This window comes from Bacillus cereus group sp. MYBK108-1 (assembly GCF_051917185.1).
Lineage (GTDB): Bacteria > Bacillota > Bacilli > Bacillales > Bacillaceae_G > Bacillus_A > Bacillus_A cereus.
In genome coordinates, this window is the sequence record NZ_JBQAHZ010000012.1 from 91,137 (window position 1) to 110,934 (window position 19,798).

Below are 19,798 nucleotides of genomic sequence, written 5' to 3' on the forward strand. Positions count from 1 at the left end.
ATAGAAGCATAAATTGAAACTTTAATCAGCCCCCACCTAATTTCTTTGCTTTCGCTGAATTTTGAGGTGGGGATCTTACTGCCCGTTAATGCGGGATAAAAGAAAACCGCCTGAAATGATATGTACTTGAATAGTAGTACATAAAAAATACAAATAACAATAAATTAAATATCGTTAAAACAAAAAGGAGATGTCCCAGGCATGGTACTAGGACATCTCCTTTACTTATCTAAATTCTACAAAGCACTATCAATTAAACAATTATTAAATATATCTTCTATCTAAAACATCGTATTATCATTAGCTGCTTCACTTGGAATCTCTTGAATTACATCCCAGTGTTCAACAATCTTTCCATCCTTGATACGAAATATATCCACTATAGCAACTCCCTTATCTTGAGAATTAGTACGAGAATGTACATGAAGAGCAACTGTATCCCCTTCAGCTACTACACGTTTAATCTCTGCAGAGGAATTAGGATTTTTAACAAAATCATCCTTAAAGAAATCCATGAAGGCTTTTCGTCCATCAGCAACAAAAGGATTATGTTGCTTATAATCTTCGCTAACATATTTAGGGATAATATCGATATTATGTTTGTTAAAAACTTCATTATAGAAATCAACTACCATCTTTTTATTCTTTTCATTTTCTTTCACTTCTTTTGATACAGAAGCAACATTCTCGCTCTTTATTGAGTTTCCTTTGTTATTACCGGTGGAAGCTTGATATACCAAAGTCGAAACTACTCCTAAAATAAATACAGAAATAATTGTTATGATTAAACTTTTCTCTAATTTCATATATACCTACCTCTTCTACTTAAATAAGTTTTCTTCTATAAAAAGTTTGAAGAAGGAGAAACCTTCCCAAAAATGTAATGTCAGGGGTAATGTTAGGAATTTCATTTATCCTAACCTCCCCCTATACAAGGCATATTAGAAACGATTAACTCTAACTTAATACCTCATTAACAGTTGCACTGTCCACAATTTGAATAAACTTCTTAACCTTATCGTTCTCATCAAACTTATAAAGGTGACAAAAATCTGCTATGAACGATTTCCCTGTAGTTTTATATGTCCCACTATATTTTCCATACACGATAACAGTATTGTTATTAAAAGCATAAATTTCATCTTTAGCGCTATAGTCATCCCATTCTGTGCCAAGACGTTCATGTACGTTTTTCACTACTTCATCTGGACCTATATAAGTACCTGCATATGGAAACCCAGCAGCTTCTGTCCAAGATACATTTTCACTTAAATACGTTTTGAACGTATCCAATTTCCCTTCGCCAGTTAACACATACGTTTCATGTAATAGTTTTTGATATTTATTCATATCATTAACCCCAAGGCATTTCTTTTGTTACAACTTTTGCACTTAATTCTAATACACCTTTATTTGCATAGCCTGGATATGCTGCTTCAAGTTTTGCCACAAAATCTTTTGAAGTTCCACTTTCCTCAGAAGCTTGAACCGCAGTTCTTAGATAATCCATTGTCGCAGTAAGTGCTTGATTATTTAGGGATTTTTCAATTGATCCATGGCTAGGTACAATTATGTCAGCATGTAACGCTTGTAATACTTTCAAGTTCTCAATCCACGCCTCCATAGTCGCTTTTGAGCTAGTATCCGCTAAGAATACATGTATTTCGTTAAAGACATCAATACCACCAATTAATACTTTTAGTTCTTTATTAAATAGGCTAGTTCTGTAATGATCTAAGCCTACTAGTTCAAATGTTAACCCCTGAAAATCAATCACTTTTTCTTTAAACACTTGAGGTAATACCACGTTACTTGGTGCATTTTCTCCAAGGGCGTCTTTCCAAACTTTTAATTTCCCTAAGACAGAATGAACGATATGTTCAACAGTAGACTCTGTTGCATACGCTATAGCTTCTGGGTAAACGGCTTTAATGCTCTCTAATCCAAAGTAGTAGTCTGGATCCCCATGAATAATAAAGATTTTATCTAAAGATAAGTTATTTTTTTTCAGATACTCCACAATTTCTTTCGAATCAGATTGAGTAAATTTTGAGTTTATTAAAAATGCATGTCCTGCTTTCTCAACTAATGTTGCTGTGACCATAAAGCTTTTTTCGTCCGAACTAAACACCGTTAATTTCACATCTTTTTGATTTGTATCGATTGTTTTAAACATAGTATGTTATTCTCCTTTTGTTAAAGTTATGAACTAATTATCATATTTTTATCTTGTTCCGATAAAGTGAAACTTTAATCAGTGGGGGTTTTGTTCATCCCCCACTGATTATTAGCCCACACCAATCGGACTTTTACGGACAGTTGATCCCCCACCTAACTTCTTTGCTTCCACTGAATTTTGAGGTGGGGGTCTTACTGCCCGTTAAAGCGGGATAAAATCTCCCACTCCCATTTATCTGAAAGTGTAATAGTACTGGCGAATATTCCGGAGATAAATGTCAGGTGGCTTAAGATAACATGTTTGCTACTATATCCTAAATTTTCTTAATATAAATTTTTAAAACGCGCTTCAATTTTATCCGGCGTCATTACGCCACCACCAATAGGAATAATTTGATTATCCTTTTGTAAAAGTAAGGAAGGATAGCTATTAACACCAAGCTGTCGAACTTTATTGAAATCATTTTGGACATCTATTATTGTTTCTTGAGCGTTTAAACGTTCTAATACTTGTTCAGGGTCCAAACCATGCTCGATTGCAATTTTGCGATATGTTTCTGGATCACTCAGACTTTGGCCCTCATAATAAAACGCTTTTTGCATAGCCGAAGTGAATTCTAATAAACGGTCTGGCGCTAATGAGCGTAAAGCTGAAAAACCAATTGCAGCATCTTTCGAATTCATTTTAAAAGTCCCTTCCTCCACCAATTTTTGATAGGAAGGACCAAATTCAGCACCTGTAAGTTGATTAATTCTTTTATTTCCTTCTTCTATATATGAGAAGTTTTTCATTGGTAAATCATCTAAAAATAACCCTCCACATAAAACCGTTAATGGCACTTCAGTGTGGTTTTTGTAAAATCCTTTAATACTTTCTGAAAAACCATAGCACCATCCACAATATGCATCCCATACGTAAATAAGATTATCTTGTTTCGTCTCCATTTAAATCTCCTACCTTTTTTTTATTATCCAGCTCAACTAAATTTTTGGTTTATATAAGTACATCTTTTTATACCTTATTCTTTTTTAGATACCTTACTATATTTCCCCAAAACTAATATTTCCAAAGAAAGATCCACCAAGGTTTTTAACAAAAGATAACGTTTCACCTTATTGCCCCGTAACAGAAAATACTAAAGCTTAGAATATGCATCGATTTGAATGTGTTAGTAACTTTCTACACCGGGTGGCAACGTATGGACCACCATCCTTAATTAAATATATAAATCATATTTTTAGTAGATATTAGTTGTAACTAAATTGATTACATCTTTATGTAACTATTTTAGTTACAACTAATATAGAAGTCAATTCTTTTTTTTCGAAAACATTAAATTTCTACATTAATCTACAACTAATCCCACTCTTTACAAAAATATATCAACGATTATTCAATTATATCGATCGTAACTCCGAATATATCAACGTTTCGACACAACATATCGATTTACCGACAAATTTCGTGAAAACTATCACCAAAACCACCAACCAATCCCACATCACGTTCACCTACAAAGAAAAAAAGCACCAGGTCCCCCTAGTGCTCTCCCTCTAAAACAAATGACAAGCCACCTCATGCCCTTTCGCAATCTCAACCATCTTCGGTACTTCCTGTGCGCATTTTTCAGTGGCGAATTTGCAGCGCGTTCTAAATTTGCAGCCGGACGGTGAGTTGAGCGGGCTTGGAACTTCCCCCTCTAGGATGATCCGTTCTTTGCCGGTGTTTGTTGGATCTGGTTCTGGCATGGATGAGAGTAGTGCTTGTGTGTATGGATGTGCCGGTTTTGCGTATAGGTCTTCACTATCGGCAATTTCTACTATGTTTCCTAAGTACATGACTCCGATTCGGTCTGATATGTGTCTTACCATCGATAGGTCATGTGCGATGAATAAATATGTGACGCCTGTTTCTTCTTGAATGTCTTGCAGCATGTTTACGACTTGCGCTTGGACTGAGACATCTAGTGCTGAGATTGGTTCGTCACATAGGATAAAGTCTGGTTTTACAGATAGTGCGCGCGCGATGCTAATGCGCTGGCGCTGGCCCCCGCTAAATTCGTGCGGGTAGCGATATAAATGTTCTTCTTTTAAGCCTACCTTTTTAAGCAGGTCTAATATGATTTCTTTTTGTTCTTCTTTTTCATAAGATCCATGAATGTTCATTGGCTCACTAATAATTTGGAATACGTTCATTGCCGGGTTTAATGATGCGTATGGATCTTGGAAAATGATTTGCATTCTTTTTCGATATTCTTTTAGTTCACTTTCCTTTAAACTTGCGATATCTTTTCCGTCGAATAAAACGTTACCTGAAGTGACGTCGTGTAAACGAATGATGCTTCTTCCTGTCGTTGATTTTCCGCAGCCAGATTCTCCTACTAACCCGAATGTTTCACCTTTTTTAATGGTGAAGCTTAAGTCATCGACTGCTTTTAATTGCTCTGTTTTTCTGCCGAATAGTCTTTTTTTAATAGGAAAATACTTTTTTAAGTTCCGAACTTCAATTAAGTTTTCTTCATGCATGAAAATCACCTACCGCCCTATCGTTTAGCCAGCACATGGAACGTCTTTCGTTTCCGATTTCAAAATATGGTGGACGTTCTTTTTCACAAATGTCCATCGCATGCGGGCAACGCTCTGCGAACGGGCAACCTTGTGGTGGGTTTAATAAGTTTGGCGTTACACCTTGAATGGGAGCAAGTCTTTCTTTTACGCCGTTTGCGATTTTTGGCAAAGAGTTTAATAACCCTTTCGTATATGGATGATTCGGCGATTGGAAAATATCAAGTACAGGTCCTTCTTCCATAATAAGCCCGCCGTACATAACGATGACGCGCGTACAGTTTTGCGCGACAATTCCTAAGTCATGCGTAATAAGAAGTAACGCCATATTCGTTTCGTTCTTTAAGTTTTTCATTAAATCTAGTATTTGCGCCTGTATCGTTACATCAAGTGCAGTCGTCGGTTCGTCAGCAATAAGAAGGTCAGGGTTACAAGACATCGCCATTGCGATCATAACCCGCTGCTTCATACCACCGCTTAGTTCATGCGGATATTGTTTTACCCTTTCTTCTGGTGACGAAAGGCCGACTTGCTTTAACAAGTTAATCGCGATCTGCTCTGCTTCTTTCTTTTTCACTTTTTGATGACGTATAATTACTTCCATCATTTGTTTCCCAATTTTCACGACCGGATTTAGCGCTGACATTGGGTCTTGAGAGATAAGTGAAATTTGATTTCCTCTAATAGAACGTAATTCTTTTTCAGATTTAGAAAGTATGTTTTCATTATGAAAAAGGATTTCCCCTTCTTTCACTTTTCCTGGTGACGTAACGAGAGACATAACAGACTTCGCCATTACACTCTTCCCGCTTCCAGATTCCCCAACGATACCAACTACTTCTCCTTTATGTAAGCGAAATGTAACGCCGCGAACCGCTTCAACTTCGCCACTTTCTATGAAAAAAGAAGTCTTTAAATTTTTCACTTCTAGTAGTTTTTCAGACACGCTTCTCACTCCTTTCACTTAACACTTTAGTTTTCATGTCCGGCTCCTTTTGGTGCGAAAGCTTTCTTCAATGCTTCACCAATTACGTTAAAACTAAGTACCGTTAAAAGGATAAGGAATCCTGGGAAGAGTGTTAAATACCAAGCTTCACCAATATATCCTTGCGCATTGTTTAGCATACTGCCCCAAGAAGAATCTGGTTCTCTAATCCCTAAACCTAGGAAACTAAGTGATGATTCCATTAAAATCGATGTCGCAATTGTTAATGTCGCGGCGATAATAATGGTTGATAAAATGTTAGGAATGATATGTCTTACAATAATCATAAGTGATTTTTGTCCTGATACTTTTGCGTATAAAACGTACTCACGCTCTTTTACAGATAACGTTTCTGCCCTTACAATGCGCGCGGTGTCCATCCATGTTAGTAATCCGATAATAAGAACTAACGTCGTAATTCCTGGTTTTAAATACGCATTTAATAGTAGCATTAAAAAGAATGATGGAATTGACATAAGCACTTCAACAACTCGCATTAAAAAGTTGTCTAACTTTCCGCCAAAATACCCGCTAATTGTTCCAACTGCAGTACCGATTGTAATAGAAACAACCATCGCAAGGAAACCGACCGCAAGTGAAACTCGTCCGCCATATAACGCTCTCGTTAAGTAATCCCTTCCGTAATCATCCGTTCCGAAAGGATGACTCATACTCGGTTCTTGTAAGCGATCTGGAATCGACATTTTGCTAGGATCGTACGGCGACACGAATGCGAAAATTGATGCGACCGTTAAAACCGCAAGTATAATAACTCCCATTGCAACAAACTTATTTTTCGTAAAGCTATGTTTTATCGTTTGAAATCTCCTATTATTCATTCCAAATCACCCCCTCATTCGAATGCGCGGATCTACTACGCCATATAAAATATCAGCAATTAAGTTACCGAGAATTAACATGAATGATGATAGTAATGTAATTGCCATGATAATCGGATAATCAAATCTAAAAATAGCATTTACCCCAAGTGAACCAAGACCCGGCCATGAGAATACTGTTTCCGTAATGAACGCTCCGCCTACTAAACTTGGAATCGATAAGCCGAAAATTGTAATGATTGGTATTAATACATTTCGAAGTACGTGATTAAATAAAACCGTTTTCTTTGAAGCACCGTACGCATATTGAATTTGTACATATTCTTCTTCTAATTGCTGAATCGTACTTGAACGAATATATCTCATATAAACAGATACGTTTTGGAACGCTAGCACCATACAAGGTAAAATGCCGTGTTGCACAATATCCCAAACAGAATCTTTACCTACGGTGCGCATACCCATACTCGGAAGTAGGTTCAATTTTAAAGAGAATAAGTAGACTAATAGTAGTGCAAACCAGAAAACCGGCATAGAAATACCAACGTATGAAATAAAGTTTACAATGCGGTCAAAGAATGAATTCTTTTTCACACCTGTAAATAGTCCAAGTGGTATTGCGATTACGAATGAGACGAGTAAAGATGATCCCATTAATCCAATTGTTGCAGGTAATCTTTCTGTGATAAGTTCCAAAACAGGACGATGATTTTGAAGTGAGTAACCAAAGTTTCCTGTTAAAATATTTTTTAACCATAAAAAATACTGCACGTAAATTGGTTGATCTAGTCCTAAACTTTTACGAATACGCTCCACATCAATTGGACTCATGTTTGGCGTTACAAAGTTTCGAACCGGATCCCCCGGTGCTAGTTTTATTAATAGAAAAGAAATAATAGAAATAACAAATAAAAGCGGAATTGCATTTAAAAGCCTCTTCGCAATTACTTTATACACAAACTTCCCCCCTCAAGCTAAAGAAGCTGATTTCCACCAGCTTCTTTATTGTTTCTTATTTCACTTCATAAATCTTAGATAAATCTTCAAACATTGTGACAGGAATTGCTTTTGCTTCTTTTAATCCATCAAACTTTTTATCTACTGCAATAACTGCTTTCGGATACGCGATTGGTAGATAAGGTACGTCTTCTCTCGCTGTCTCTTGAATTCTATGGTATAGCTCTGCGCGTTTTGTTTTATCTGTTTCAACTGCAGCTTCTTCCCATAACTTATCGAAATCAGCGTTTTTATATCGCGCATAATTGTATTCAGCATTACTTAAGAATAAGCTCTTATATGAATCTGGCTCAGGTCCCATTATGTAACCACCAAATGTAATGTCATATTCTTTATTTTCTTTATCTAAGCCTTTTTCACTTGCTGCACTAGCATCTAATGCATTTAGTTCAACTTCTAAGCCAACTTCTTTTAATTTTTGTTGTGTATAAAGCGCTAAGCTTTCCATGATTTTATTATTCGTTACATACATCACACGTACTTTTTCGTTATCTTTCACGCCAGCTTTTGCTAATAAATCTTTCGCTTCTTTTTTATCATACTTATAGTCTTTAATATCTTTCGCATAATACATAGCGTCTGGCGTTAAGATTGAATTTGCTGGTTCTGCAAATTCACCTGAAACGAATGCTGAGTTAATCATTTCTTTTTTATCTAACGCATGCGCAATTGCTTGGCGCACTTCTTTTTTCTTCATCAAATCTGTATTCATGTTATAAGATAAGTAGAATAATCTACCTTCAGGGAATGTCACCATTGAGAAGTTCCCAGTGCTATCCAATTTCTTAAAGTCTTGCGGCTCAATCATCTTCATGTTGATTTGACCATTTTGCAGTGAAACATTTGCTGTATTACGGTCTTTTACAACGCGGTATACGATAGAGTCTAATTTAGCTTTCCCACCTACATAATCATCAAATCGATCTAATGCAACGTACTCATCTGATTTATACTCTTTAAACTTAAACGGTCCTGAACCTACAGGCTGTAAGTTTTTCTTACTCTTCGCTAAATCTGCTTCCCCTTCAAATACATGTTTCGGAATTGGGAAGAAATCATTCATCACACCTTCAAAAGATGCGCTTACTTGTGGTAAAACGAATTGAGTTGTTAACTCATCTACCTTTTTCACCTCAAGCGGCTTTCCTTTAAAAATAAAGTTTTCACGACTTGAGCTATTTTGCTTTTCATCCAAAATAGATTGGAATGTAAATGCTATATCGTCTGATGTAATTTTCTTACCATCATGCCATTTCAAATTATCTTTTAACTTCAGTGTCCAAGTTAATTGATCTTCTGAAGGCATAAAGCTCTCAGCAAGAACAAACTTTTTCTTACCATTTTCCATATGATATAGCGGCGCATATAAAGCCTGCTGCACAGTTAATGACACACGATCATTCGCATAAAGCGGATTCATCGTATCTGGATTATCGCTAACACCAATCGTTAACGCCCCTCCGTCTTTCGGAGTCCCTGATTTACTAGTTCCTGCTTGCTTCGAATCTTTTTCCCCTGAACAAGCAGCTAATGCGATAAATAATAGTAGGACAAATGGTAATACAAACAACTTCTTCTTCATATTTCGACCCCTCTCGACTATTTACACCTATAAGAAAACTCGGAATTAATACCGAGTTTTCTTATAGGTTTTAAATTACCACTACCCGTATGTATTGTCAAACTTTTTCGCAAAGGTAGAAAGTTTGTAATCTATTAATGCATTCTTGCGATAAAATATATTTATGCGGAAGATAAAATAAAAAGACCACGCATAGGTTACCTCATAAAATGAGTTAAAAAACTAGTAGCTTCCAAAAAAAACTCTGAAATGATTGTTATATATGATCGAAAATGTAGAATGGGATTAAAGACAAAAAACACATTTAGGAGGTTATCATGACATTTGATGAATTGAAAAAAAGACCACCAAAAGGCAGTCTCAAAACTCAATCTTATTCCCTACTCCTTGCTCCACCGCTTTCTCATACAAATACTTTGCAACAATAATATCTACTACTGCCAAACCAACCGATTTAAAAACAGTAATCTCTTCATCATTTTCGCGTCCAGCTTTTTCTCCACTTATAATTTGACCAAGTTCAGCGTGAATGGCGTTTACTTTGAATAGACCTTCTTTTATCGGAACTTGAAGGTCTCCTGTTTCGTCTAGTGCTGCTTCTTTTGATTCGACTACTACTTTGTTTGCGCTTGTGATGGCGTGTGAGGGTAGTTCTTGCATGCTCGGTCTGAATGAGCCGACGGCGTTTACGTGGACGCCTTTTTGCAAGATTTCTGAGAAGACTGGTGTGGTTGCGTTCGTAGTTGTGACGATGATGTCTGCTTCACGTATTGCTTCATTTGGATCCTTGTAAACGTAAGCAGGTTTACCAAATTTCTCTTGTATATGTTGTGCAAATGCATACGCTTTTTCTTCTGTGCGATTGTATAAGATGACTTTTTCGATATCTCTAACCGCAAATATTGCTTCGGCAATTCCTTTCGCTTGTTCACCCGTGCCGATAATGCATAAGGTTTTTGCGTTATGACGAGCTAAATATTTTGTCGCTACTCCTGATAAGGCGCCCGTTCGGATCATCGTTAAGTACGATCCTTCTAGAAGTGCGAGCGGTTCTCCCGTTTGAAAGTCTGATAGCATCACAATCCCATTGATCGTTTTCTTTCCTATCTGTTTATTTTGCGGGACTACCGTTACTATTTTTACTCCAAGTGCCTCAAGTCCTTCCGCTACTGAAGGCATAATTAATGCCGTATTTTGCTCGTTCGCAAATGGTAATGAGCCTCTTATTGGTGTAATCGTTCTTTCTGCGGAAAATTCTTTTAAAGCAAGCGCCGCGTATTCAATAACTTCATTCATATTTACTAAGTTTCTTTGTTCGTTCGCGCTTATGACTAGCATATCTTTCCACCCCCTCCTCTTATCCTAACAAAAATCCTCGATTCAAATCATCTCTCGGGTCTACAACGAACTGATGAAATCCTGTAATAAAGGCATTCCCCGTTACTTTTGGAACGACAGCTTCATATGTATCTACTGCGGTTACCGACAATACTTCCCCCTCGAATTTCCCGTCAGTAATGCATTCATGGACGAAAATTTCTCCCTTTTGTAAAGCATCTTTTCCAAAAAGAGTTGCGATTCTTGCGGAAGTTCCTGTACCGCAAGGAGAACGATCTACTTGCCCATCAGCAAAGATTGTTACATTTCGTAAAGTTGCGTCTTCTCCTTTCGGTTCATCTGAGAAAATAACGCCGTATATCCCTTTTAATCCTTCTTCAAGTGGATGCTTCACTTCCATTTTGCTCTCGATGTAGTGCTTAATTTTACCGCCCCACGCTTGAATAGCGGGCAAGTCTTTAAAATCAACTTTCAAACCAAATTCTTTACAGTCTACTACCGCATAAAAAGCTCCGCCAAACGCGATATCTACTTGAAATTCATAGTTATCTATTTTAATAGGAACGTCTTTTTTGTATACAAATGAAGGAACATTTTCAAATGATACAGATTCTACTTCACTCCCGTTATATGTTGCATACGCAATGACTTCCCCAGCCGGGCTATCAATAATGAACTTTTGTTTTTCCCCCTTTACTTCAAACATGCCTGTTTCAATTCCGACTGTAATAACAGCGATAATACCGTGACCACACATCGTACTCCAGCCTTCATTGTGCATAAATAATACGCCAAAATCAGCGTGAGCACTTGCTGGCGGTGTAATGATACAACCGTACATTCCGTGATGCCCTCTCGGTTCATACATCAGAACTTCACGAAGATGGTCCAAATGTTCCATACAGTACGCGCGTCTTTCCAGCTGCGTTTCCCCTTTTATTTCTGGCACGCCGCCCGTAATAATTCGAAGTGGTTCCCCAGCTACGTGTGCATCAATCGTTGTATATATTTTACTAACCTTCATTTCGATCTCTCCCCTATACGTTGATACTCTTTTCATTGCAAATATCATGCCAACGCATAGGGTATAAATTTGTATGCATTGTTTAGAAAAACATACACTACTGTCTATTTTTTTATACACTGTCCAGAGGCTATGTTATGGGGGCCCCCTTGATACAACCAGTCTTATTATTTTCAATGTAAAGTTATTTCGTCCCCCAACATATACTGTTCAAAAGCAAAAAGGAAGTGATCCCATGTATTACGGAACAAAGGGCTGGTACGTAGCTGAACTAAAAAAATTAGGTGTGCGCTATCATGAAGGAAGAAAACTAGAAAGTTACCGCGGACACATATTACGCAATTTATTAATCGCACAACAAGAAAAATTAAAAGAACAGTAACATTCTAATGTAACGATATCGGCGATTCGCCATGGAATATCGACTTACCGACAAATTCCGCTAATTCATCTATCTACACCACCAACCAATCACACATCAAACTACAATAGAAAAAGGTCACCCAAACGGGTGACCTTTTTCTATTCACAAACAAGAATTTGTCTAGTAAATGACCCTTTTCTTGTAATACAGCGATCTGTAATTTCAAATCCTGCTTCATGGATCATGTCGTCCATTGTCTCCATCGTTACAACGACTACCTTTTTAGCGATGCGGCGCGCACTTGAAAGAATGGAGAGCTGGTCTTCTGGTGTGGCATGCGTAAATAAATCGTACGGCATATCGATAATGGCAACGTCATAGTTCTCAGTAATTTCCTCAATTGGACCTTTTGTTACTGTTCCTTCAAATCCGAAATGTGCGATGTTTTTTCTCGTTCCAAGAACTACAAGTGGATTTATATCTCTACCAACGATGTTAATCCCCATAGAAAGTGCTTCTACTACTACTGTTCCAATACCGCAGCACGGGTCAATTGCTCTTACTCCCTCTGGATTTGGTACAGCGATATTTGCAACTGATCTCGCAACACGTGTGCTAAGAGATGTCGAATAACTATGCGGTTTTTTTATGTGATGATACCAAACTGGTTCGCTTTCTACATAGTGCCCGAAGTACCAGCGTCCTCCAAGAGGAACAATCCCGAATACACGCTCTGGATTACGAACATCCGCTTCTCCTTCAATATGCATGCCAAGGTCTCGTTCAATAAGACGTCTTTCTCCATATTCAATTTTATTCTCCCCAACGAGGTCATTGATTTTAACGAAGATAACTTTAAATGTCGCTCCCGCCAAATCAATTTGTTCCACTTGTTTTAAAATGCTTTCTAAGTCGTCTCCTTCATACATAACTTCAATTCGCTCTTTCATAAACGCACTTCTACTCGGGTCAATTTTGACATCACTTTTTAAAATATTAACGTGGGACTCCATTCCAAAGAACGAGCGCATTTCCAAGTAACATAAAGCACGCTCCTCCTCACGAAATGCATACGTATATATACAGGCAGGTGTTTTACTATGATTATTCAATCTATTATCATCCTCTATCGTTTAAAATTGTTCTAATTACAATTACTCAAATACTTTTGTATATAAAATTAAATGATATCATATGCCGGAAATAAAGAGAAACGTTAATAAATAAAAGAGACTGCCAATGGCAATCTCTTATTATTTATTAACGGAAAGAAGACACGTTGTTACCCATTTCTTCATAGTAATCTAAAATGCCTTGATAAATCGCTTCCGCTGCACGTTGTCTCCATTCTTCAGTAGCTAGTTTTTCACCTTCACCTTTAGCATCGATGAAACCTAGTTCAGCTAAAATAGCAGGCATTGTATTGTATTTCACTACATAGAAGTTTTCTGTCTTTACACCTCTATCATTTGATTGAAGTGCTTGTACTAAACGTTTTTGTACTTTTTCTGCTAGTACACGGCTTTCTTCTGAGTTTGGATTTGTTGCCGATCTGTAGTAGAACGTTTCTGTTCCTTCTACTTGTTCATTAAACCCGTTTGCATGAATACTTACGAAAATATCACCTTTATTTTCTTGTGCAAATTCTACACGTTTTTTCAAAGATTCACCAGGGGTATTTCCCGGACGCGTATCATCATTACGTGTTAATAAAACAGTAAATGGTGTCTTTTGTTCAAATAGTTTTTGTACACGTAAAGATGTATCTAATACAATAGCACTTTCATCCATTTTCACACCAGAATGCCCTGGATCAACTCCACCATGACCTGGATCAATGATAATCGCTTTGCCTTCTAAGAAATTACCTTGCTTCACTGGATTTAATTGATTTTTATTAACCCATTGGAAACCAGCGCCCATGCGGATACGAATCCAGCTGCCGTTCTCTTCAATAACAGTTACTTGCTGTGCGTTATGTGTTCCCATTACTTTTGACGAAGAAGAAGCTTCTGCATAAGTAGTGAATCCTTCATTAATAACTTCTGTTTTCTCTACTAAAGGTGTCCATTTATCACCGTTACTTGTTGCAATTTTGATCCATCCATCTCGTTCTTCTTTAATTTCTACCGTTTGTGGATTATGCTGATTCGCACTAATCCCAGAACTTAATGATGGTGCGTGATATGTAATGAATTTTCTATCTATGTACATTTTCTTTGTTTCTACTGGACGATCACTATTCTTGCTAAATTTATCTGTTTGCGCAGTAAGCTGAGCTGCTTGTTCACGCGTAATAGAATCATTCGGTTTCCAGCCATTCTCTGTACCTAAAGAAAGTTTTAATTCTACTAAAATATTAACTTCTTCTTTACCCCAATGATTCTCTAAATCAGCGAATTTTGTAGGAACTGGTCCTGTTACTTTGCTTTTCAGATTATATGCTCTTACAAGCATAGCTGCCATTTCAGCACGAGTTACTTTTCCTTCAGGATCAAATACTCCTGGTTCTCGCCCTTTAATAATATTCTCTTTTTCCATGGCTGCAATAAATGAAGCTGCCCAACTATTTTTTGCATCATTATAAGACGGCTTTGCATTTGGATCTACTTTAGCACCAATTGCTGTTGCGATAATCTTTGCTGCCTGAGCGCGTGTTAAATTTCCGTATGGCATAAAGTTACCATCTGGCATACCGTTAATTACATTTCTCTCTACTAAATAATAAATTGCGTCTTTCGACCACGCACTATCTGAAACATCAGGAAATTTCTTCGTTTCTGCTAAACTACTAATTGGATGTGCTAGTAAATTTGCTGCTAATAAACCTGCGGCTATTGCTTTGTACTTCATGAAAAATAAATCTCCTCTCAAAACTTCATATTCATTCATTTTTTTAATCAAGCTAACTAAAAAATATTAACTATTAATTAATTCCTTTCATAGTGTATAACATTATATATCTATAGTAAATACGTTTCCGGCCGTATAACAAAAATCGCATATATATAACTTATAATGAATGTATATAAAAAACTTTAATCAGCCCTCACCAATCGGGCTTTTACGGGCAGCCCGCCCCCATCTAACTTTTTTGCTTTCGCTGAATTTTGAGGTAGGAGTCTTACTGCCCGGCAAATAGCGGGATAAAAAAGCGATTAGGACATGTCTCCTAATCGCTTTGCCAAATAAAAAGCTGATTAAAAATAATATCTTTAATCAGCTCTCTATTATCTATGAAATTATTCTTCAATTAAATTAGACATTACATATGCATACACTAATGCTTCTGTATGCGCAATCGAACTTTCATGCGTACGCTCAAATGCATGAGAAGAATCAATACCTGCTCCAATTAATGCATGTTTCACATCAAATCCAGCGCGAATCGCAGCTGATGCATCCGATCCATAATATGGATAGATATCTACTTTATATTCAATATGATTCGTTTTCGCAAGCTCTACTAAATGTTTACGCAGTGCGTAATGATACGGGCCGCTAGAGTCTTTTGCACAAATAGATACTGTATATTCATCAGATGTTTGTCCATCACCTAACGCTCCCATATCAACTGCTAAGTATTCAACAGTTTCTTCTGGAATATTAGAATTACCACCGTATCCAATCTCTTCATTATTAGAAATTAAGAAATGCGTTGTATATGGTAATGTTACGTTTTCATCTTGTAATCTTTTAATTAATTTTAATAAAATCGCAACACTTACTTTGTCATCTAAATGACGTGATTTTATGTATCCACTCTCTGTAATTTGAACGCGCGGATCAAATGAAACGAAGTCTCCTACTTCAATTCCTAATTCGCGTACTTCATCAGCTGAAAATACGCGCTCATCAATACGAACTTCAATATTTTTCTCATCGCGTTTTGCTTCACCTGCATCTTTATATACATGTACAGATGTTTGATGCATTAAAATCGTTCCTGTATACGTCTTGCCACTTGATGTTTCAATTTCGCAATATTCCCCTTCTACAGAGTTCCAGCGAAATCCACCAATCATAGAAAGACTCAGGCGACCATCAGGCTTAATTTCTTTCACCATCGCACCTAACGTATCAACGTGTGCCGTTAATAAGCGGTGCTGCGCATCATTCTTCCCTTTTACCGTTAAAATAAGAGCTCCCTTATTATTACGTTTCGTTTCTACGTTCCACTCACTGACATAGTTTTCAATGAAATTAATAATTTTTGCTGTATTTCCAGATGGACTCGGAATAGAGACAAGCTCCTTAATCAGTTCCATCGTTTCTTTCGTATGATGTGCCATTGTCGTTTCCTCCTCATTTTCTCTACTATTCAGTATACAAAATTCGCCAGAAAACCTCTACTTATATAGCTTAATTTTCTAAATTGTAGTAAAATTCTTTTTAGTATACAAAAGGAGTCCTGAAATATGAATATATCAAAAAAATATATACACATTGCACTCATTTGGTTTTTAGCATCATTATTTTGTTTACAAATCTCTTATGCCATTCATACTACAACTTCTATTACAATCGGCTGGATATTAACAGCTATCTTCTTCATTATTAGCTTCATTGCAACAAGAAAGCATAGCGTTACTCAGTAACGCTATGCTTTTCCTATAAAACTATTCTTCTGAAACATCTAATAAATAAATCCCTCTTTCAAATCCACCGCGTTCTATCTCTTTTTGCTTACGAAGGCGTTCCACATCTTCAATCGATGCACCTTCTGCACGTGCTAATGAAATGATAACTTCTAGCGCATCCGCAAGAGAATCTAGCGCATGTTCGCGTTCTTTCATAGAAGCAAATTCACGAATTTCTTCTGTTCCAATTTTCGCTAAAGCTTGTATGTATGCTTGACCTGTTAATTTTTGTGCTGTATACGTTTTTCCAGACATTAAAATTTTCTCTGGAACACGATCTCTTACTAACTTGTTATATGCTGACATCATTCATCCTCCTATATTTAATAACATCCGAGCTCTGCTTTATAGAAAAACCATTTTTTCTTCACGCACGCACTTAACATATCAATTCCTGATCCATGTGCTCTTACATGTGGAAAGAAATAGTGCTCTAAGTCTTCGTCCTTACCATATAGAGTTTGATACTCATCTGGAATCGCTTCTTTTTTCACATCTTTTTCTTTCGTCACCCCGTCAGAAAATGCAACACTTGGATGTCCCTCAAAAAATAACGCAGTCCGAACTGCCAAAGATGGTGTACTATGCAAAGCAGAATATGTAAGCAAAATAATAGTGATAACACCAATCATTCTCTTCATGTATTACTCCTAAAAAAAAGTGCTAACACAATTATACTAAAATGTGTTAGCACTTTCTCCCCTTTATCCCGAATTAACGAGCTAATAATCAGTGAGGAATGGACAAACTTTATTCCCCTTTAAATGCTGGTAAACGTTTCTCTAAAAACGCAGCAATACCTTCTTTATGATCCGCTGTTTGTCTCATTGCATATTGACCACGCTTTTCTAATTGCAATGTTTGCTCTAAATTAGAGCGATTTACTTCACATAAAATTTGCTTCGTTTGAATCATTGCTTTAATCGGTTTTTGTGACCATTCATTAATCTTCTGCTTCACAGCCGTTTGGAAATCTTCGCCGATTACTTCATCAATTAAGCCGATATCAAGCGCTTCTGTCGCTGATAATTTCTTACCTTCCCAAATAATTTGCTTCGTCATATTTTCACCGACGCGCTTTTGAAGGAAGAAATGACCGCCTCCATCTGGAATTAAAGCGATTCCAATAAAGTTCATCGCAATAACAGATGATATATCCGCCATTACATAATCAGCTGTTAACGCAATACTTAATCCAAGACCTGCAGTTGGTCCATGAATTGCACTAATAACAAGCTTTGGCATCGTATATAACGTCACGACAACTTCAGAAATAGTATTCATAATACCATCAAACTTACTTTCATCATTACTTGAAAGCATCGATTTAATATCCCCACCCGCAGAAAAACCACGGCCGTTCCCGCATAACACAACGATATGCGCAGAACTTTCCGCTACTTCTTTCAACTTTTGTAATAACTCTTTTAAGGTCGGCTCATCTAACGCATTTAACACCTCTGGGCGATTGACCATAACCGTTGCAACGTGGCCTTCATATTTCACAACGACAGATTCTGTTTTACTTGTTATTTCCATTATATATACCCCTCTTTTCTCCATAAAGATTATACTTATATAATTATAGAGAACCATTGAAAAATCCTTCTTTTTTCTCAATTTTCTGTCTAATAATCTCACAATTTGTACATATACCGTATAAAACATACAATTCCGTTGAAAAATATAGAAATTAAAGTCGGTTTATCCATGCTTTTCATCTATTTACCATTACAATGAAATGGTGTATTCTTAAGTTTGATAAAAAAACAAATATTGAAATTCATTCGCCTTACTATATAAAAAAGGCTTTATACCCATCTTTTGGGTGTTGTAATAAAGGAATGAAGAACTGGAGGAACATATGGTTAATAAGTTGAAACAAACGGATAACTACTTCCCACATTTCCTATTGCTATTCATTGTGTTTCAACCAATTTTAGATTTATTAACATCTTTTTCAATCTATATATTACACATGAGCGCAACAGTTGGAGTTGTAGTCCGTTTCGCCTTTATGCTTCTTGCATTAGGATACCTACTTCTTCATCACAAACAACAAGATGCGAAAAAGTACATCCTCTATTTATGTTTACTCGGAATCGCACTCGCAATCGGTCTTGTAAATAATATGATGGTTAAATCTCCAGTTTCATTTGGAGAAGAAGTTAAATTCATTTTAAAGAGCACATATCCAATTGTGCTACTGTTTGGATATATTATCGCCTTTAAAGAGCTAAAAAATAAAGAGTATGTATTTCATAAAATCATTACATATTTCTTATATGCAACTTTAATTTTAAGCATCACAATGATTGTCGCAATGCAAACTGGAACGGATTTCCCAAGCTATCCTCATTCAAAAATCGGTTCAAGAGGTTGGTTCTTCGCTGGAAATGATTTAAGTTCTCTTTTCGCCATTATGTTCCCAATCATTGTCTTATATTCGATTCATAAAACAACTTCTTTCTCGAAAATATATTACTGGATTCCAACAATACTTGCGATGTATGCAAGTATTATGGTCGGAACGAAAGTCGGATATGGCGCAATTGTTATTACATTAGGCGTAGCACTTTTCTTCTCATTCATTGAATATATGATAAATCGTAAAAAAGAAGGAAAAGGATTCACACATATTGTAAATACCGTTGTTGCCGCAGTTATACTAGGAGGTTTAATTGCTCTTACACCGCATACTCCTATCGCAAAAAATATGGGCATTCACATGCAAATATACGAATACAAAAAATCAGTACAAGAAGAGAAAGATCGAAAAGAAGGAAAAGTAATTAAAGAAGATCCAGAAGATGCAAAAAAACATGCAAAAGGTGAACTTACAGATTCTGAAGTAAAAAGTTTAATTTACAGCGATCGCGACAAATTCTTAAAAACATACAAACAGTACTATAAAGACGCACCGCTTTCACAAAAACTATTCGGAATGGGTTACGCTGGTAACTACACAGATAAAATTAAATTAATTGAAATGGACTTCCATGACCTATTTTTCGCATTTGGAATTGTCGGTTTCCTTATTTACTTAATACCACTTTTATACTTTGGTATTACATTATTCATCCGCATGATCACAAACTTTAAGAAAATCATGACCGTAAAGTATATGCTATTAGCGAGCACACTCATTCTATCACTTGGCATTGGCTTTATGTCTGGCCACGTATTAACAGCGCCAGCCGTTAGCATTTTCTTCGTTGTTATACTCGCTTATATCATTGTTGATTTTGAAATTGAATAAAAAGAAG

The 19,798-nt window shown here is 36.6% G+C and carries 20 protein-coding genes; 3 read left to right on the forward strand and 17 right to left on the reverse strand.

Annotated features, from left to right (window positions below; all coding sequences use genetic code 11):
- Nucleotides 1-281: 281 nt before the first annotated feature.
- The 11 genes from ACTFSL_RS17655 to ACTFSL_RS17705 all read right to left on the reverse strand — a co-directional run bounded on the left by ACTFSL_RS17655 (nt 282) and on the right by ACTFSL_RS17705 (nt 11,528).
- Complete coding sequence (locus ACTFSL_RS17655; RefSeq protein WP_000764211.1) at nt 282-806, reverse strand: nuclear transport factor 2 family protein; 525 nt, start codon at nt 804-806, stop codon at nt 282-284.
- Nucleotides 807-957: 151 nt separating this feature from the next.
- On the reverse strand, nt 958-1,350 hold the full coding sequence (locus tag ACTFSL_RS17660; RefSeq protein WP_440042139.1) for a nuclear transport factor 2 family protein: 393 nt from the start codon (nt 1,348-1,350) through the stop codon (nt 958-960).
- Nucleotides 1,351-1,354: 4 nt separating this feature from the next.
- Nucleotides 1,355-2,176 carry a hypothetical protein gene (locus tag ACTFSL_RS17665; protein ID WP_025686887.1) on the reverse strand — a complete coding sequence of 274 codons (822 nt, stop codon included), beginning with the start codon at nt 2,174-2,176 and terminating at the stop codon, nt 1,355-1,357.
- Nucleotides 2,177-2,502: 326 nt separating this feature from the next.
- Nucleotides 2,503-3,123 (reverse strand): DsbA family protein, encoded by a 621-nt coding sequence (locus ACTFSL_RS17670; RefSeq protein ID WP_000448612.1) that lies wholly within the window; start codon nt 3,121-3,123, stop codon nt 2,503-2,505.
- A 609-nt stretch (nt 3,124-3,732) separates the two neighbouring features.
- Nucleotides 3,733-4,704, reverse strand: coding sequence for an ABC transporter ATP-binding protein (locus tag ACTFSL_RS17675; protein WP_440042140.1), 972 nt, complete (start codon nt 4,702-4,704; stop codon nt 3,733-3,735).
- Nucleotides 4,697-5,689, reverse strand: a complete 993-nt coding sequence (locus tag ACTFSL_RS17680; protein ID WP_440042141.1) for an ABC transporter ATP-binding protein — start codon at nt 5,687-5,689, stop codon at nt 4,697-4,699. The genes ACTFSL_RS17675 and ACTFSL_RS17680 overlap by 8 nt, the downstream gene beginning before the upstream one ends.
- A gap of 26 nt (nt 5,690-5,715) precedes the next feature.
- Complete coding sequence (locus tag ACTFSL_RS17685) at nt 5,716-6,567, reverse strand: ABC transporter permease (protein WP_001065285.1); 852 nt, start codon at nt 6,565-6,567, stop codon at nt 5,716-5,718.
- A 6-nt stretch (nt 6,568-6,573) separates the two neighbouring features.
- Nucleotides 6,574-7,524: an ABC transporter permease gene (locus tag ACTFSL_RS17690; protein WP_000278778.1), complete on the reverse strand. Its 951-nt coding sequence runs from the start codon at nt 7,522-7,524 to the stop codon at nt 6,574-6,576.
- Between the two features lie 55 nt (nt 7,525-7,579).
- Complete coding sequence (locus tag ACTFSL_RS17695) at nt 7,580-9,166, reverse strand: ABC transporter substrate-binding protein (protein WP_440042142.1); 1,587 nt, start codon at nt 9,164-9,166, stop codon at nt 7,580-7,582.
- A 360-nt stretch (nt 9,167-9,526) separates the two neighbouring features.
- Nucleotides 9,527-10,504: an ornithine cyclodeaminase family protein gene (locus ACTFSL_RS17700; RefSeq protein ID WP_440042143.1), complete on the reverse strand. Its 978-nt coding sequence runs from the start codon at nt 10,502-10,504 to the stop codon at nt 9,527-9,529.
- Nucleotides 10,505-10,523: 19 nt separating this feature from the next.
- The gene (locus ACTFSL_RS17705; RefSeq protein WP_416516346.1) at nt 10,524-11,528 is read right to left on the reverse strand and encodes a proline racemase family protein; all 1,005 of its coding nucleotides are present in this window, start codon (nt 11,526-11,528) and stop codon (nt 10,524-10,526) included.
- Between the two features lie 106 nt (nt 11,529-11,634).
- Here ACTFSL_RS17705 and ACTFSL_RS17710 point away from each other — a divergent pair, with 106 nt between their 5' ends.
- On the forward strand, nt 11,635-11,910 hold the full coding sequence (locus ACTFSL_RS17710) for a YflJ family protein (RefSeq protein WP_440042155.1): 276 nt from the start codon (nt 11,635-11,637) through the stop codon (nt 11,908-11,910).
- 140 nt (nt 11,911-12,050) lie between these two features.
- Here ACTFSL_RS17710 and ACTFSL_RS17715 read toward each other — a convergent pair whose 3' ends face one another.
- The 3 genes from ACTFSL_RS17715 to ACTFSL_RS17725 form a co-directional block, all read right to left on the reverse strand.
- Nucleotides 12,051-13,004, reverse strand: a complete 954-nt coding sequence (locus ACTFSL_RS17715; protein WP_001059319.1) for a TRM11 family SAM-dependent methyltransferase — start codon at nt 13,002-13,004, stop codon at nt 12,051-12,053.
- Nucleotides 13,005-13,152: 148 nt separating this feature from the next.
- On the reverse strand, nt 13,153-14,745 hold the full coding sequence (locus ACTFSL_RS17720; RefSeq protein WP_000875341.1) for an N-acetylmuramoyl-L-alanine amidase: 1,593 nt from the start codon (nt 14,743-14,745) through the stop codon (nt 13,153-13,155).
- A 389-nt stretch (nt 14,746-15,134) separates the two neighbouring features.
- Entirely contained in the window at nt 15,135-16,184 is a 1,050-nt protein-coding gene (locus ACTFSL_RS17725) for a M42 family metallopeptidase (RefSeq protein ID WP_000930086.1), read from the reverse strand.
- A 126-nt stretch (nt 16,185-16,310) separates the two neighbouring features.
- On the opposite strand from ACTFSL_RS17725, the gene ACTFSL_RS17730 reads away from it, so the two are divergent.
- Nucleotides 16,311-16,490: a hypothetical protein gene (locus ACTFSL_RS17730; RefSeq protein WP_001027085.1), complete on the forward strand. Its 180-nt coding sequence runs from the start codon at nt 16,311-16,313 to the stop codon at nt 16,488-16,490.
- Nucleotides 16,491-16,511: 21 nt separating this feature from the next.
- Here the strand turns inward: ACTFSL_RS17730 and ACTFSL_RS17735 are convergent, their stop codons facing one another.
- The 3 genes from ACTFSL_RS17735 to ACTFSL_RS17745 all read right to left on the reverse strand — a co-directional run bounded on the left by ACTFSL_RS17735 (nt 16,512) and on the right by ACTFSL_RS17745 (nt 18,095).
- Nucleotides 16,512-16,838, reverse strand: coding sequence for a nucleoside triphosphate pyrophosphohydrolase (locus ACTFSL_RS17735; RefSeq protein WP_001277350.1), 327 nt, complete (start codon nt 16,836-16,838; stop codon nt 16,512-16,514).
- Nucleotides 16,839-16,855: 17 nt separating this feature from the next.
- Nucleotides 16,856-17,173 (reverse strand): hypothetical protein, encoded by a 318-nt coding sequence (locus ACTFSL_RS17740; protein ID WP_000827122.1) that lies wholly within the window; start codon nt 17,171-17,173, stop codon nt 16,856-16,858.
- 109 nt (nt 17,174-17,282) lie between these two features.
- The gene (locus ACTFSL_RS17745) at nt 17,283-18,095 is read right to left on the reverse strand and encodes an enoyl-CoA hydratase (RefSeq protein WP_001999174.1); all 813 of its coding nucleotides are present in this window, start codon (nt 18,093-18,095) and stop codon (nt 17,283-17,285) included.
- 301 nt (nt 18,096-18,396) lie between these two features.
- Here ACTFSL_RS17745 and ACTFSL_RS17750 point away from each other — a divergent pair, with 301 nt between their 5' ends.
- Nucleotides 18,397-19,791 (forward strand): O-antigen ligase family protein, encoded by a 1,395-nt coding sequence (locus ACTFSL_RS17750; RefSeq protein WP_440042146.1) that lies wholly within the window; start codon nt 18,397-18,399, stop codon nt 19,789-19,791.
- The last annotated feature ends 7 nt before the right edge of the window (nt 19,792-19,798 follow it).

Excerpts from the sequence above, each read along its gene's own strand:
- ACTFSL_RS17655 (WP_000764211.1), bottom strand. The coding sequence starts at position 806 with ATGAAATTAGAGAAAAGTTTAATCATAACAATTATTTCTGTATTTATT.
- ACTFSL_RS17675 (WP_440042140.1), bottom strand. The coding sequence starts at position 4,704 with ATGCATGAAGAAAACTTAATTGAAGTTCGGAACTTAAAAAAGTATTTT.
- ACTFSL_RS17735 (WP_001277350.1), bottom strand. The coding sequence starts at position 16,838 with ATGTCAGCATATAACAAGTTAGTAAGAGATCGTGTTCCAGAGAAAATT.
- ACTFSL_RS17740 (WP_000827122.1), bottom strand. The coding sequence starts at position 17,173 with ATGAAGAGAATGATTGGTGTTATCACTATTATTTTGCTTACATATTCT.
- ACTFSL_RS17750 (WP_440042146.1), top strand. The coding sequence starts at position 18,397 with ATGGTTAATAAGTTGAAACAAACGGATAACTACTTCCCACATTTCCTA.
- ACTFSL_RS17660 (WP_440042139.1), bottom strand. The coding sequence starts at position 1,350 with ATGAATAAATATCAAAAACTATTACATGAAACGTATGTGTTAACTGGC.
- ACTFSL_RS17730 (WP_001027085.1), top strand. The coding sequence starts at position 16,311 with ATGAATATATCAAAAAAATATATACACATTGCACTCATTTGGTTTTTA.
- ACTFSL_RS17670 (WP_000448612.1), bottom strand. The coding sequence starts at position 3,123 with ATGGAGACGAAACAAGATAATCTTATTTACGTATGGGATGCATATTGT.
- ACTFSL_RS17725 (WP_000930086.1), bottom strand. The coding sequence starts at position 16,184 with ATGGCACATCATACGAAAGAAACGATGGAACTGATTAAGGAGCTTGTC.
- ACTFSL_RS17720 (WP_000875341.1), bottom strand. The coding sequence starts at position 14,745 with ATGAAGTACAAAGCAATAGCCGCAGGTTTATTAGCAGCAAATTTACTA.
- ACTFSL_RS17695 (WP_440042142.1), bottom strand. The coding sequence starts at position 9,166 with ATGAAGAAGAAGTTGTTTGTATTACCATTTGTCCTACTATTATTTATC.
- ACTFSL_RS17700 (WP_440042143.1), bottom strand. The coding sequence starts at position 10,504 with ATGCTAGTCATAAGCGCGAACGAACAAAGAAACTTAGTAAATATGAAT.
- ACTFSL_RS17685 (WP_001065285.1), bottom strand. The coding sequence starts at position 6,567 with ATGAATAATAGGAGATTTCAAACGATAAAACATAGCTTTACGAAAAAT.
- ACTFSL_RS17745 (WP_001999174.1), bottom strand. The coding sequence starts at position 18,095 with ATGGAGAAAAGAGGGGTATATATAATGGAAATAACAAGTAAAACAGAA.
- ACTFSL_RS17705 (WP_416516346.1), bottom strand. The coding sequence starts at position 11,528 with ATGAAGGTTAGTAAAATATATACAACGATTGATGCACACGTAGCTGGG.
- ACTFSL_RS17665 (WP_025686887.1), bottom strand. The coding sequence starts at position 2,176 with ATGTTTAAAACAATCGATACAAATCAAAAAGATGTGAAATTAACGGTG.